Raw genomic sequence first — 13,973 nt, forward strand, 5'->3', positions numbered from 1 at the left:
CAGCTATCGATCGCCAGTTACATCCATGGGTTTTACAACGACAGCCGACTGCACTCTGCGCTGGGCTACCGTTCTCCGAACGAATATGCCAAAGGCTTGAGGCAGAAGGCTGGATAACAAGCTTCTTGGCGTCCGCTGCCAGGGGACAGGCCCAGGGTTACTTCTCTGGTTCCGCGCCTCGGGCTGGGGGCTGGATGAACGGCATCGCTGGTTCTGTAAGGGTGAGCTTGTTAGGTCTCTTTATGCACCGGTGCACCTCCTCATGCCAGCAGGGTGAGTCGGCTCCAGCAGCTTGGGTGGATCAACGTCAGTGTCGTGGTTGGCGCCTATCTCTTGGAAGCAATACTCGATGGGATCGGCTGATGCGGGTGAGCTTGTGCTTCGCGTTGGTACGAGCCCTCGGACAGGCTTCATGGATGCCACCGTTTCACTCACAGTGCTGCTCTATAAAGATAGCTTTCGTTCTGGCGGGGCACTCTCCGGCAGAGGGCGATAGCGCTTCGAAAATGGGGGAGGGCTCTGGGGGTGAGGGGTGGTCTGGTGCTGCATCTGAGGATGTTTTTTTGAGGGTCGCTCCGGGGAGAATTGTCAGTCTCTCTCGCTTCGAGGTAGGTGTCAGAAAAATGGCAGTTGTAGGGGGCGGTTTTTTTGGGGGGTAATCAGAAGTAAGGGTTCGGAGTGGGGCAGGCCCAGGCGCACTTTGGGCGAGGCGTTTTTCTGGGCGCGCGCCGCGCCGTGGGCTGGATCATTTCTTGCGGAGTATTCAGTTTGGGAGGGGGCGATCAGGCTTGAGAGGGGTGAGGGGTGACTGGCTTTCCGGGGTCGGATTGGGTTGGTGGGTGGGGGTTGTGTGTGGTTTAGGGAGTCGGGCAGGGAAATAGTAGTTCTGGGGTTGGGGTGATAATATCAATACAACAAGAAGCTGCTGCGCGAGATCGACCGGCGAGTGCGTTATCTGCGCAAGCGCCTGGAAGACGTCAAGGTCGTCGACTATTCACCGGAGCAGGAAGGCAAGGTGTTCTTCGGTGCCTGGGTCGAGGCCGAAAGCGAACAGGGCGAGCTGCGTACCTTCCGTATCGTCGGCTACGACGAAATCTACGGGCGCAACGACTACATCTCTATCGACTCGCCAATGGCCCGTGCCCTGCTGAAGAAAGAGGAGGGCGACGAGGCCGTGGTCAACACCCCGACTGGCGAGGTGCTGTGGACTATCAACGGTATCCGCTACGAACAGCCCTGAGGCGGCTCAGCCCTCGCGCAACACCGTCAACGGGCTGGCATTCAGCGCCCGTCGCGTGCCGAACACGCCGGCCCCGCCAATCAGCAATGCACCCAGCACCGGCAACAGCAGCAGGCTCGGGTGCGGGCTCCAGGACAGGTCGAAGGCGTAACGGTAAAGCGCCCAGGTAATCAGTTCCGTGCCCAGCGCCGCCAGCAGGCCACTGGCCGCACCAAGTAAGCCGAACTCGATGCGCCGTGCCTTGACCAGCAGCCCGCGACCGGCCCCCAGCGCCCGCAGCAGCGCACCTTGGCGAATGCGCTCGTCGAGGGTCGACTGCAAGCCGGCGAACAATACCGCCAGGCCTGCCGCCAGCACGAACAACAGCACGTACTCCACCGCCAGGGTGACCTGGGCGAGGATACTGCGCAGCTGTTCGAGCAAGGCATCGACTTGCAGGATGGTCACTGCCGGGAAGGCGCGGGACAGGGCCACCACCTGCTGGTCGTGGCCGGGGGCGAGGTAGAAACTGGTCAGGTAGGTGGTCGGCAAGTCCTGTAGCGTGCCGGGCTGGAAGATCATGTAGAAGTTGGGTTGGAAACTGTCCCAGTTCACTGTGCGCAAACTGCTGACCTGAGCCTGACGTTCAAGGCCGCCGATGCTGAAGGTGAGACGGTCGCCCAGTTTGAGCTTCAGGCTCTCGGCCAGTTGCGCCTCCACTGAGACGCCGGGCAAGGCGTCCGCCTGCGCGGTGGCTTGCCACCATTGGCCGCCGCTCAGGGCATTGCCCGCCGGCAGCTCGGCGGCCCAGGTGAGGCTGAGGTCGCGCTGTACGGCGCGGTCGCCGGTGGACTCCTTGCTGACCAGCTGTTGCACCGGCTGCTCGTTGATCTGCGTGAGGCGCCCGGGGATCACCGGGTACAGCGGTGCGGCGAGGGCCGAGAATTCGTCCAGGCGCTGGGCGAAGCTGGCCTTGTCGTCGGGCAGGATGTTCAGCGCGAAATAGTTTGGCGCGTCCTTGGGGAGCTGGTTCTGCCAGGTATCGAGCAGTTCGCCGCGTAGCAGGGCGATCAGCGCCATGGCCAGCAGAATCAGGCCGAACGCCAGGGCCTGACCAGCCGCCGCCAGCGGGTGGCGCAGCAATTGGCCCAGGCCCAGACGCCAAGCCAGCGGTGCCCCGGCCAGCAGCCGGCGCAGGCTGCGCAGGCCCAGCAGCAACAGGCCGCCAAGCAGCAGCGCGGCCAGCAACCCGCCACCGAGCAGGGCGAAGGTCAGCAGCAGGTCGAGGCTCAGCCGCCACATGATCAGGCCCAGTGCCAGCAGTGCGGCGCCATACACCAGCCAACTGCTCGGCGGCACCGGTAGCAGGTCACGCCGCAACACCCGCAGCGGCGGCACCCGGCCCAGCGCCGCCAGCGGTGGCAAGGCGAAGCCGGCGAGGGCGACCAGTCCGGTAGCGATCCCGGCCAGCGCCGGGGTAATACCGCCTGGTGGTACCTCGCTGGGCAGCAGTCCGGCCAGTAGGCGGAACAGGCCCAACTGTGCAAGCCAGCCGAGCAGGGCGCCGGCCAGCGCCGCCAGGCCGCCGAGCACTGCCAGCTGCAGGCAGAACAGCGTCAGCGCCTGGCGCCGCGACAGGCCCAGGCAGCGCAGCAACGCACTGGCGTCGAAACGCCGCGTGGCGAAGCGACTGGCCGATAACGCTACCGCCACCCCGGCGAGCAGCACTGCTACCAGGCTGGCCATGTTCAGATAACGCTCGGCTTTGCCCAGGGCGCCGCCAATCTGCCGGTTGCCATCGCGCGAGTCCTGCAGGCGCTGGTGGGCGGCCAGGCCCGGTTTGACCGTGGCACGGTAGGCGGCCAGGGCGTCCGGCGCGCCGCGCCAGAGGTCGCGGTAGGTGACGCGGCTACCGGGTTGCACCACGCCAGTGGCGTCGAGGTCCGCGAGGTTGATCAGCACACGGGGCGTGAGGCTGTAGAAATTACCGGCACGGTCGGGCTCGTAGGTGAGTACGCGGCTCATGCGCAGGGTTTTACTGCCGACGTCGATGCTATCGCCGATCTTCAGGTTCAGCGCTGCCAAGAGTCGCGATTCGACCCAGGCTTCGCCAGGTGCAGGGCCGCCGCCGGGGCTTTCCTGGCCTAAGGCTGCCGGCGCGCTGCGCAACTCGCCGCGCAGCGGGTAAGCACCATCGGCTGCCTTGACGCTCGACAACTGAATGCCGTTGTCGGTGGCGATGACGCTGGCGAACTCCACCACTCGCGCATGGTCGAGGTTCAGCTTGAGGCCGCTGTCGACCTGCGCGGTGTTCGCCGGGGCACTGCCTTGCAGCACCAGGTCGGCGCCGAGGAATTCGCTGGCGCGCATCAGCATCGCGCCGTTCAGGCGGGCGCCGAAATAGCCGATAGCGGTGCTCGCCGCCACCGCCACCAGCAGGGCGAAGAACAATACGCGCAGCTCGCCGGCGCGGGCATCGCGTAGCAGCTGGCGCACAGCCAGGGACAGCAGGCGCAGAAACGACAGATGTGCCATCAGGGCTCCAGGGGGCTGACCAGGTGCCCGGCGTCCAGGCGGATCAGGCGCCGGCAGCGATGTGCCAGGCGTTCGTCGTGGGTGACCAGCACCAGGGTGGTGCCGCGCTCCTGGTTCAGTTCGAAGAGCAGGTCGCTGATGCGCTCGCCGGTGTGGCTGTCGAGGTTGCCGGTGGGCTCGTCGGCAAACAGCACGGCGGGCTCGGCGGCAAAGGCGCGAGCAATTGCCACCCGTTGCTGCTCGCCACCCGACAGTTGGCGTGGCGCGTGGCTCAGGCGCTGGCCCAGGCCGACCCGCTCCAGCAGGCTGCGGGCATGCTCGCGGGCATCGCGGCGGCCGTCGAGTTCCAGCGGCAGCATGACGTTTTCCAGGGCGTTGAGGCTGTCGAGCAGTTGAAACGACTGGAACACGAAACCGACATGCTCGGCGCGCACGCGGGCGCGCTGGTCCTCATCGAGGGTGCCGAGCTCGTGCCCGGCCAAGGTCACCGAGCCGGCACTGGGCAGGTCGAGACCGGCGAGCAGGCCGAGCAGGGTGGATTTGCCCGAGCCGGAAGCGCCGACGATGGCCAGGCTGTCGCCCTGGTTCAATGCCAGCGTGAGCGGGTGCAGGATGGTCAGGTCGCCTTCCGCGCTGGGAACCACTTTGCTAAGGTTGCGCGCACTGAGAATGCTTGGGCCCATGGAGAATCCGATGCGAGTGTGGTTATTGAGTGCTGGCCTGGCCTTGCTGTGTATGGCCCAGAGCGCAACCGCAGGTACCGTGCTGATTGTTGGCGATAGTATCAGCGCCGCTTTTGGCCTGGATACCCGTCAGGGCTGGGTCGCCCTGTTCGAACAGCGCCTGCGGCAAGAGGGAATCGCTGCCCGGGTGGTCAATGCCTCGATCAGCGGTGACACCAGCGCGGGAGGCCAGGCGCGGCTGCCGGCGCTGCTTGCAGCGCACAAGCCGGCGCTGGTGGTGCTCGAATTGGGCGGCAATGATGGCCTGCGCGGGCAGCCGCCGAAGCAATTGCAACAAAACCTTGCGGCGATGATCGACAGCGCACGTCAGGCTGGCGCCAAGGTGGTGTTGCTGGGCATGCGCCTGCCGCCGAACTACGGCGTGCGTTATACCCAGGCGTTCGCCAAGGTGTATGAAAACCTTGCCAGTGAAAAGAACGTGCCGCTGGTGCCGTTCTTCCTTGAGGGCGTAGGTGGGGTGCCGGAACTGATGCAGGCCGATGGCATCCATCCGGCGCAGGGCGCCCAGGCGCGCTTGCTGGAAAATGCCTGGCCAACCATAAAACCGCTGCTTTGACGCTTTTATAGTGACCGGCTTTCGGCTAATGTTGCGCCCCCGATTTGGAGCCCCCGATGCCGCGTCCCGCCTGGTCCCTGTATGCCTATCAATTGATCGAGCCTGACGAACAGCTCGACCTGTTCGCCTGCCAGGAGATTCGTGTCCATCTGACGGCCCGCCAGCTTGAGCTGGGCGGCTCCGCCGACCGCACCTTGTGCGGCTCGTTGCTGCCTGCGCAGCCGCGCTGGTCCGGGGTGCCGCGCACCATCTACCGCGACCGCCGGCTGTGCACGCTGTGCAAGGCCATTCTCGATGCGCAGCGGCGTGGCACCCGTCCGGTGTGGCCGGAACTCTAGCCGTTCGTCCCGTTCTTAGCCCTTGCAGAGTGTGATCTGCGCCCGCGACTCCCGGTTGTGCGAGGCGCGGTGTACAATCTCTGACTGCCCTAACTGAATTTGCGAAGGATTTCCCGGATGTTGCCGCGCTTTCCCGCCGTCACCCGTTGCCTCTCCCTGGCCGCCCTGCTGCTGGCGGGCCCTGTTTCTGCGTTGGAGTTCCCCTTGCCGCCGCCTGGTGAGGACATCATCGGCCAGGTCCAGGTGATCAAGGCCAAGTACGAGGACACCTTCGCCGATATCGGTACCGCCAACGACCTGGGTTACCTGGAGCTGGTTGCCGCCAACCCGGGTGTCGATGCCTGGTTGCCTGGCGTGGGCACCGAGATCATCCTGCCGACCCGTTTCATCTTGCCGCCTGGCCCGCGTGAAGGCATCGTCATCAACCTGGCCGAGTACCGCCTGTATTACTTCCCGAAAGGCGAGAACAAGGTCTACACCTTCCCGCTGGGTATCGGTCGTGAAGGGTGGGGCTCGCCGATCGCCAACACCCGTATCACCGCGAAGACGCCGAATCCGACCTGGACCCCGCCGGCCTCGATCAAGGCCGAGCACGCCGCCGATGGCGACCCGTTGCCCAATGTGGTGCCGGCGGGCCCGGACAACCCGTTGGGGCCGTTCAAGTTCACCCTGGGCGTTCCGGGTTACCTGATCCACGGTTCGAACAAGAAGTTCGGTATCGGCATGCGCACCAGCCACGGCTGTTTCCGCATGCTCAACAACAATGTGCTGGAACTGTCGAAGATGGCGCCGGTGGGCACCCCGGTGCGAATCATCAACGAGCCGTACAAGTTTGGCCTGAGTGGCGGCAAGGTTTATCTGGAAGCGCACACTCCGTTGGATGACAAGGGCGATCCATCGGTTGTCGACAAGCACACCGCGGTGATCAATGCGCTGCTCAAGCGTGAAGACCTCAGCGGTAATGTGCGGATGAACTGGGACATGGTCCGCGACGTGGTGGCCGCCGAAGATGGTATCCCGGTAGAAATCGCCCTGCCTGCCGCCGCTTCGGGCACCGCGGTCAGCAGCATCCCGGCCGAAATACAGTAAGCCGTCGGTAACGAACAAGGCCCGCCTTTATGGCGGGCCTTTTCGTTGTTGGCGCAACTGGAAACTAGCGGGCAATAAAAAAGCCGACCCACATGTGGGTCGGCTTCTTCATAACAATCCCGAGGGACTATTACTTGCGGCTGGCTTTTTCCAGCATACGCAGAGCGCGCTCGTTAGCTTCGTCAGCAGTTTGCTGAGCTTTCTGAGCGGCAGCCAGAGCGTCATCAGCCTTACGATAGGCTTCATCAGCACGAGCTTGTGCACGAGCTGCTGCGTCTTCGGTAGCAGTCAGACGAGCTTCGGTTTCTTTGGAGACGCTGCTGCAACCGGTAGCCAGAACTGCGGCCAGAGCCAGAGCAGAGAATTTCAGAACGTTGTTCATCGTGTTCCCCTTCAAGGACTTTCTATTAAAGAGCCATCTCTCAACAATGAGAAACTGGCCGGCGTACATAGTACCCATTACTTGTAGTAAGTAAACTGACAGAGCGCAAGAAACGGAAAAAAATTGCGCCAACGTGCGGTGCTGCACAGCGCTTGGTTGAAAACCGCTCAAACGCCGCCGTGGCGGCCTGTAAGGGATTCTTCCTGCCGTGTTTTTTGTTGAACTAAAGGTGACTTAAAGTGCCACCCATCGTCATAGCACTACATGATCCGGCGACTGTTCGGAATCGGCTGACCGGTCGACCTGGCGTGCTGCAACTGTCAGAAATTTTACGCTCAACTGCCTTGAGCATCCGGCCACCGGGCGCCTACTATTTGTAGCGTGCTCAACCCGAGAACGAGCAGACTCTTCTCGCTGTCCAACAGGGCACGGGTGGCGTAGAGGTTCCTTCGCCGGATAAATATCGGTAAGGTAGGGGTCTATTAGAAGACCCGCGAGGAGTAGCGATGAGCGAGGCGTTGACCATCCACCATGACCAGGCCGGTCATCAGTTCGAGACCAATGTGGACGGTCATCGTGCGTACCTGACCTACATGGACCTGGGCAAGCAGACCCTGGACATCTACCGCACTTTCGTCCCCAACGCCCTGCGCGGCCGGGGTATTGCCGCGGCATTGACCGAAACGGCGCTGGCCTACGCCGAAGACATGGGCTACACGGTGATCCCCTCGTGCTCGTACGTGGAGCGCTACATGGAACGTCACCAGAAGCACTCGACCAAGGCCTGATCACTTCCGCACAAAAAAACGCCGGGCAATGCCCGGCGTTGTTGTCTCTGTGCCTCAGCCGCGGTTGCGCTTGGGCAGGACGTCCTTGAGCTTGGCATGCATGCCGCGCAGGGTTTTTTCGGTCGCGTCCCAGTCGATGCAGGCGTCGGTGATCGATACACCGTACTGCAGTTCGTCGAGGTTCTTCGGAATGGCCTGGCAGCCCCAGTTCAGGTGACTTTCGACCATCAGGCCGATGATCGATTCGTTGCCTTCGAGAATCTGGTTGGCGACGTTTTCCATCACCAGCGGTTGCAGGGCCGGGTCCTTGTTGGAGTTGGCGTGACTGCAGTCGACCATGATGTTCGGCTTGATCTTCGCCTTGTTCAGCGCCTGCTCGCACAGGGCGACGCTGACCGAGTCATAGTTCGGCTTGCCGTTGCCACCGCGCAGCACCACGTGACCGTAGGCGTTGCCCTTGGTGGTGACGATGGACACGCCACCTTCCTGGTTGATCCCGAGGAAGCGGTGCGGGCTGGAAACCGACTGCAGGGCATTGATCGCGACGGTCAGGCCGCCGTCGGTGCCGTTCTTGAAGCCGACCGCCGAGGACAGGCCCGAGGCCATCTCGCGGTGGGTTTGCGATTCGGTGGTACGCGCGCCGATGGCCGACCAGCTGATCAGGTCCTGCAGGTACTGCGGGGAGATCGGGTCGAGCGCTTCGGTAGCGGTCGGCAGACCCATTTCGGCCAGGTCCAGCAGCAACTGACGACCGATGTGCAGGCCGTCCTGGATCTTGAACGAGTCGTCCAGGTACGGGTCGTTGATCAGGCCTTTCCAGCCGACCGTGGTACGCGGCTTCTCGAAGTAGACGCGCATCACCAGGTAGAGGGTGTCGGAGACTTCGGCAGCCAGCACCTTGAGGCGCTCGGCGTACTCGTGGGCAGCCTTGATGTCGTGGATCGAGCAAGGTCCGACCACCACGAACAGGCGGTGATCCTTGCCGTCGAGGATATTGCGCACCACTTCGCGGCCCGCAGTAACGGTCTTCAGCGCGGTGGCGCTGAGTGGGATTTCCTTCTTGAGCTGATCGGGGGTGATCAAGGTCTCGTTGGAGGCAACGTTAAGGTCGTCGATCGGTAAATCAGCCATCGTGTTACTCGTCAGGTCACGGATGCCGGCCGCCAGCGATCCCCGTGCGGCGGAGCAGCATGATTGAACGCAGCGGGGAGCGGAACCTTAGCGCGTTACACCGTGGCTCGACAATGGGCAAGGCCAGCTTTCCTGCGCTTTGCCGGGCATCTAACGGTGGTTTTTTACGCCTGCAGCGGCATCGTCGACGCCGATGGGCCGTGTCGGGCGTCCAGGCTGGCCTCGGAAAACTCGCTGGCGTGCAGGCTGACCCATTCCTGGGCAAGGGCTTCGAGGTGGTAAGGCTCGGCCTGGCTGACACCGTGCAACTGGCAATACTGCTGGATCTGGCAGACCTGTTCGCTCATCCGCGCGCCGAACAGCGCCTGTTCGTCGACAAAGGCGATACCGACGCGGTAGCCATCATCCTGGCGCTGGCACCAGGCCACATAGCCGGGATAGCGAGCCTGTTCGCCGAGCGACGGAATGGTCATTTCCACTGCCATGCCGCGGCGGTAGGCGCGAGGATGGTTGCAGGCCACCCCGCCCAGGCTGATAGTGTGAAGTCGCTGGCGGAACAGGCTGGGTGACGGGCGCAGCGACAGTTCGACTGGCACATCGTCAGGGTGAGGCAGAAAACCACGCATGTTGACTCCGTGTCGGTTATTTGACTTTGTATGCCTGAGTATAGTGAAGCTTCTGAAAGCGGCTGATTTACGCGTCAAGATCTGATCAAAAAATCATCAAGGGGCAGGTATGGACAAGGCGAGGCTGCGCATCGGCGTTATTGGCACCGGGGCGATTGGCGGTTTTTATGGGCTGATGCTGGCGCGCGCCGGGTTCGACGTGCATTTTTTGCTGCGCAGCGAGTTCGCCGCAGTGCATGAGAACGGCCTGCAGGTGAACAGTGCCGTGCATGGCGAGTTGCGCCTCGACGGCGTACAGGCCTATGCCGATGCCGCCGACATGCCGCCCTGCGACTGGCTGCTGGTGGGCGCCAAGACCACCAGCAATGCAGCGCTGGCACCGTTGATCGCGCAGGCCGCCGCACCGGGGGCGAAGGTGGTGCTGCTGCAGAACGGCCTGGAGGTCGAGGCACAGGTGCAGCCCTTGTTACCGGCCAGCCTGCACCTGCTGGGCGGTTTGTGCTTTATCTGTGTCAATCGCACGGCACCGGGGGTGGTCCGGCATCAGGCCTTGGGCGCTGTAAACCTGGGCTATCACAGTGGCCCGGCGGACGACGGCCTGGCGCTGGCCGAGGAGGGGGCGGCGCTGTTCCGTGCGGCCGGGATCGAGTCGCAGGCAATGCCGAATCTGGCTCAGGCGCGTTGGCAGAAGCTGGTGTGGAACGTGCCCTACAATGGCCTGTCGGTGCTGCTCAGGGCCAGCACCACGCCGTTGATGAACGATGAAGCGAGCCGCGCGCTGATCCAGGCGCTGATGGCCGAGGTGGTGGCGGGGGCGCGGGCGTGTGGGCATGAATTGCCAGCGGGCTATGCCGAGCACCTTTTTGCCATCACCGAGAACATGCCGGATTACTGGCCGAGCATGTACCACGATTTCAGCGAGCGGCGGCCGCTGGAGCTGGCGGCGATCTATGCCGCGCCGCTGGCCAGGGCGCGGCAAGTCGGGTGTGCGTTACCACGGATGGAAGCGTTGTACCAGGCGCTGGCGTTCATTGACCGGCATTAAGCGCATCGCGACCCGACTTGTCCCGCGATAGGGCCCTCAAGTAAAAGGAGCAACCATGCCTCACGCGCTCACCGACAAACTGGTCATCGCCATCTCCTCGCGTGCGCTGTTCGATCTTGGCGAGAGCCACAGCGTCTACCTCGAACATGGCGTCGAAGCCTACCGCCAGTACCAGATCGAGCACGAAGACGAGCACCTCGAGCCCGGCGACGCCTTTCCGCTGGTGGAAAAGCTCCTGGCGCTGAACGCCAGCCTTGGCCAGCAGCGGGTCGAAGTGGTGCTGGTATCGCGCAACAGCGCCGACACCGGCCTGCGGGTGTTCAATTCGATCGAACACTATCGCCTGGATATCTCGCGCGCGGCTTTCGTCGGCGGGCGCAGCCCGTACCCTTATCTGTCGGCGTTCGGCTGCCACCTGTTCCTCTCCACCGACGCCGAGGACGTGCGCAACGCCCTCGCCGCCGGTTTCGCCGCCGCCACCATTCTTTCCGGCGGAGCCCGGCGTGCCGACAGCGCCGAACTGCGCATTGCCTTCGACGGCGACGCGGTGGTGTTTTCCGACGAATCCGAGCGGGTCTACCAGCAGGGCGGCCTGGCCGCCTTCCAGGCCAGCGAGCGCCAGTCTGCCCGCGAGCCGCTGCGCGGAGGGCCGTTCAAGCCGTTTCTGGCAGCGCTGAACCTGCTGCAGAACGAGTTCCCCAGCGACGCCTGCCCGATCCGCACGGCCCTGGTTACCGCACGTTCGGCGCCGGCGCATGAGCGGGTGATCCGCACGCTGCGCGAGTGGGACATCCGCCTCGACGAATCGCTGTTCCTGGGCGGTCTGGACAAGTCGGCATTCCTCGAAGCGTTTGCCGCCGACGTGTTCTTCGACGATCAGGCCGGCCACTGCGAACGGGCCCGCGGGGTGGTTGCTACCGGCCATGTGCCGCATGGCATCAGCAACGAGCGCAGCCCTGGCTGAGCCACGCCAGGCGGGCGCCGGACGGCCCTGCGCATCAGTTTGGCGCTGCTAAGCTGAAGCTTGCTCTGCCGTATCGGCAGTCGAGGAGGTCAAATGATCCGTTCGATGTTGTGTGCCACGGACCTCGGGGTTTACTCGCCTTATGTCATGCAGCACGCGCTGGTGCTGGCGCGCGGTTTTGGCGCCGAACTCTATGTGATTCATGCGGTGGAGCCGATGGGGCAGTTCGCCGAGTCGTTGCTGCAGAGCTACCTTGATGAGCAGACGCTGGACCAGTTGCACAGCCAGGGCGTGAACACGGTGATGGCCAACATCGAACAGCGCGTCCTGGAAAACTTTCGCGACGAACTGGGTGAGCAGGAGGACCTGGCCCTGATCAAGGCGGTGCGCGTGCGCCAGGGCGACCCGGCACAGGTGGTGCTGGAGCAGGCGCAGCGGCTGAGTGTCGACCTGCTGATCGTTGGCAGTCATGGTCACGGCGCCGGGGTAGAGATTCCACTCGGGCGCACTGCGGTGCGAATCCTGCAGCTGTCTCCAGTGCCGGTGTACATGGTGCCCTTGGCGCAACACCTGGGCCGTAGGAAGTCGTGAAGCGGGGGAGGGGAGGTTTGCAAGAAAACCAGGGAAATAGTTCTAGATTTATTCTTCAAACCACTAATATAGTTATAACTCGTCGCTGCTGCCGGTGACGCCCAGCTGATTTGAGGGATACCTATGAAGCTTCAACAATTGCGCTACATCTGGGAAGTGGCGCACCACGACCTCAACGTTTCCGCGACAGCGCAGAGCCTGTATACCTCGCAACCGGGTATCAGCAAGCAGATCCGCCTGTTGGAAGACGAGCTGGGCGTGGAAGTGTTTGCCCGCAGCGGCAAGCACCTGACCCGCGTAACGCCAGCCGGCGAACGGATCATCACCACCGCCGGGGAAATCCTGCGCAAGGTCGAGAGCATCAAGCAGATCGCTCAGGAGTTCTCCAACGAGAAGAAGGGTACGCTGTCCATCGCCACTACCCACACCCAGGCACGCTACGCGCTGCCACCGGTGATCAGCTCGTTCATCAAGCAGTACCCGGAAGTGGCCCTGCACATGCACCAGGGTTCGCCGATGCAGATTGCCGAAATGGCTGCCGACGGTACGGTCGATTTCGCTATTGCCACCGAGGCGCTGGAGCTGTTCGGCGACCTGGTGATGATGCCGTGCTACAAGTGGAACCGCTGTGTGGTCGTGCCGCAAGGCCACCCGCTGACCAAGCTGCCCAAGCTCACCCTGGAAGTCCTGGCCGAGTACCCGATCGTGACCTACGTGTTCGGTTTCACCGGCCGTTCCAAGCTCGACGAAGCATTCAGTCACCGAGGTCTCACGCCGAAAGTGGTGTTCACTGCGGCTGACGCCGACGTGATCAAGACGTACGTGCGCCTGGGCCTGGGCGTCGGTATCGTCGCCAAGATGGCGGTCGATCCGAAGCTCGACAGCGACCTGGTGGTGCTCGATGCCAGCGAGCTGTTCGAGTCCAGCATCACCAAGATCGGTTTCCGTCGCGGGACTTTCCTGCGAGGCTTCATGTGCGACTTCATCGAGAAGTTCGCCCCGCACCTGACCCGCGAAGTGATGGCCAAGGCCATCCAGTGCCACAACAAGCAGGAGCTCGAAGAGCTCTTCGAAGGCGTCGAGCTGCCGGTGCATTGAAGCCAGCGAAGAAAAAAGCAGCCCGCGTAGGGGCTGCTTTCTTTTGCAGCTTGCAGCTCGCCTTTAGGCTTTAACAATCAGATTGCCGGCGTGTAGGCCGCATTCCTTCTGCGTCGACTCTTCCCACCACCAGCGGCCTTCGCGCTCGTGCTGGTTCGGCAGTACCGGGCGGGTGCAAGGTTCGCAACCGATGCTGATGAAGCCGCGCTCGTGCAGGCTGTTGTAGGGCAGTTCGAGCATGCGGATGTAGCCCCAGACTTCCTCGCTGCTCATCTGCGCCAACGGGTTGAACTTGTACAGGGTGCGCTCGGCGGTGGAGAACGCCGTGTCGATTTCCAGTGCGGCCACCTGGCTACGGGTGCCGGGGCTCTGGTCGCGGCGCTGGCCGGTGGCCCAGGCGCTGACGGTGTGCAGCTTGCGGCGCAGCGGTTCGATCTTGCGGATGCCACAGCATTCGCCGTGGCCGTCCTTGTAGAAGCTGAACAGGCCCTTGTCCTTGACGAACGGGTCGAGCGTGCTGCGGTCGGGGGAGAGGATCTCGATCGGCAGGTTGTACTGCTCGCGCACCTGGTCGATGAACCGGTAGGTTTCTGGGTGCAGGCGCCCGGTATCGAGGCTGAACACCTTGACGTGCTTGTTCAGTTTCCAGGCCATATCGACCAGCACTACGTCTTCGGCGCCGCTGAAGGAGATCCACAGGTCGTCGCCGAAGTGTTCGAAGGCAAGCTTGAGGATGTCTTGCGGGGACTTGTTGGCATAGGTCGCGGCGAGGGCGGCGACGTCGAAGGGTTGGCTCATCAGGCGGCTTCCGGTCATTTGAATGGCGCTTAGCGCTCGTAATGAACCCGATGTTACCAAAAAATACCGG

Annotated in this window: 14 protein-coding genes and 1 pseudogene; 9 read left to right on the forward strand and 6 right to left on the reverse strand. The window is 63.2% G+C overall.

Annotated elements, in window-relative coordinates; translation table 11 throughout:
* Positions 1-904: 904 nt before the first annotated feature.
* Positions 905-1,240, forward strand: a pseudogene (gene greB / locus DCO48_RS18740) (transcription elongation factor GreB); the annotation flags it as partial.
* Between the two features lie 6 nt (positions 1,241-1,246).
* Here the strand turns inward: greB and DCO48_RS18745 are convergent.
* Both DCO48_RS18745 and DCO48_RS18750 read right to left on the reverse strand, forming a co-directional pair.
* The gene (locus DCO48_RS18745; protein ID WP_116552101.1) at positions 1,247-3,754 is read right to left on the reverse strand and encodes an ABC transporter permease; all 2,508 of its coding nucleotides are present in this window, start codon (positions 3,752-3,754) and stop codon (positions 1,247-1,249) included.
* Positions 3,754-4,437, reverse strand: coding sequence for an ABC transporter ATP-binding protein (locus DCO48_RS18750; protein ID WP_116552102.1), 684 nt, complete (start codon positions 4,435-4,437; stop codon positions 3,754-3,756). Before DCO48_RS18750 ends, DCO48_RS18745 begins: the two co-directional genes overlap by 1 nt.
* A 10-nt stretch (positions 4,438-4,447) precedes the next feature.
* On the opposite strand from DCO48_RS18750, the gene DCO48_RS18755 reads away from it, so the two are divergent.
* The 3 genes from DCO48_RS18755 (at position 4,448) to DCO48_RS18765 (ending at position 6,480) form a co-directional block, all read left to right on the forward strand.
* Positions 4,448-5,053 (forward strand): arylesterase, encoded by a 606-nt coding sequence (locus DCO48_RS18755; RefSeq protein ID WP_116552103.1) that lies wholly within the window; start codon positions 4,448-4,450, stop codon positions 5,051-5,053.
* Between the two features lie 56 nt (positions 5,054-5,109).
* Positions 5,110-5,391: a hypothetical protein gene (locus DCO48_RS18760; RefSeq protein ID WP_116552104.1), complete on the forward strand. Its 282-nt coding sequence runs from the start codon at positions 5,110-5,112 to the stop codon at positions 5,389-5,391.
* A gap of 117 nt (positions 5,392-5,508) precedes the next feature.
* On the forward strand, positions 5,509-6,480 hold the full coding sequence (locus DCO48_RS18765; RefSeq protein ID WP_116552105.1) for a L,D-transpeptidase family protein: 972 nt from the start codon (positions 5,509-5,511) through the stop codon (positions 6,478-6,480).
* Positions 6,481-6,610: 130 nt separating this feature from the next.
* Here DCO48_RS18765 and oprI read toward each other — a convergent pair whose 3' ends face one another.
* Complete coding sequence (oprI, locus tag DCO48_RS18770; protein ID WP_037058464.1) at positions 6,611-6,862, reverse strand: outer membrane lipoprotei OprI; 252 nt, start codon at positions 6,860-6,862, stop codon at positions 6,611-6,613.
* Between the two features lie 506 nt (positions 6,863-7,368).
* Here oprI and DCO48_RS18775 point away from each other — a divergent pair.
* Positions 7,369-7,650 carry a GNAT family N-acetyltransferase gene (locus tag DCO48_RS18775; protein WP_116552106.1) on the forward strand — a complete coding sequence of 94 codons (282 nt, stop codon included), beginning with the start codon at positions 7,369-7,371 and terminating at the stop codon, positions 7,648-7,650.
* A 54-nt stretch (positions 7,651-7,704) separates the two neighbouring features.
* Here the strand turns inward: DCO48_RS18775 and DCO48_RS18780 are convergent, their stop codons facing one another.
* Both DCO48_RS18780 and DCO48_RS18785 read right to left on the reverse strand, forming a co-directional pair.
* The gene (locus tag DCO48_RS18780; protein ID WP_116552107.1) at positions 7,705-8,781 is read right to left on the reverse strand and encodes a 3-deoxy-7-phosphoheptulonate synthase; all 1,077 of its coding nucleotides are present in this window, start codon (positions 8,779-8,781) and stop codon (positions 7,705-7,707) included.
* A 164-nt stretch (positions 8,782-8,945) separates the two neighbouring features.
* Positions 8,946-9,407: a PilZ domain-containing protein gene (locus DCO48_RS18785; RefSeq protein ID WP_116552108.1), complete on the reverse strand. Its 462-nt coding sequence runs from the start codon at positions 9,405-9,407 to the stop codon at positions 8,946-8,948.
* Between the two features lie 109 nt (positions 9,408-9,516).
* Here DCO48_RS18785 and DCO48_RS18790 point away from each other — a divergent pair, with 109 nt between their 5' ends.
* The 4 genes from DCO48_RS18790 (at position 9,517) to cysB (ending at position 13,105) form a co-directional block, all read left to right on the forward strand.
* Positions 9,517-10,452 carry a putative 2-dehydropantoate 2-reductase gene (locus DCO48_RS18790; protein ID WP_116552109.1) on the forward strand — a complete coding sequence of 312 codons (936 nt, stop codon included), beginning with the start codon at positions 9,517-9,519 and terminating at the stop codon, positions 10,450-10,452.
* A 55-nt stretch (positions 10,453-10,507) separates the two neighbouring features.
* Positions 10,508-11,416: a 5'-nucleotidase gene (locus tag DCO48_RS18795; RefSeq protein WP_116552110.1), complete on the forward strand. Its 909-nt coding sequence runs from the start codon at positions 10,508-10,510 to the stop codon at positions 11,414-11,416.
* Between the two features lie 93 nt (positions 11,417-11,509).
* Positions 11,510-12,007, forward strand: a complete 498-nt coding sequence (locus tag DCO48_RS18800; protein ID WP_116552111.1) for a universal stress protein — start codon at positions 11,510-11,512, stop codon at positions 12,005-12,007.
* 123 nt (positions 12,008-12,130) lie between these two features.
* On the forward strand, positions 12,131-13,105 hold the full coding sequence (cysB, locus tag DCO48_RS18805; protein WP_116552112.1) for an HTH-type transcriptional regulator CysB: 975 nt from the start codon (positions 12,131-12,133) through the stop codon (positions 13,103-13,105).
* A gap of 63 nt (positions 13,106-13,168) precedes the next feature.
* On the opposite strand, the gene DCO48_RS18810 is transcribed toward cysB, so the two are convergent.
* Positions 13,169-13,903, reverse strand: coding sequence for a phosphoadenylyl-sulfate reductase (locus tag DCO48_RS18810; RefSeq protein ID WP_116552113.1), 735 nt, complete (start codon positions 13,901-13,903; stop codon positions 13,169-13,171).
* Between the last annotated feature and the right edge of the window lie 70 nt (positions 13,904-13,973).

Source organism: Pseudomonas sp. SDI, assembly GCF_003105155.1.
Lineage (GTDB): Bacteria > Pseudomonadota > Gammaproteobacteria > Pseudomonadales > Pseudomonadaceae > Aquipseudomonas.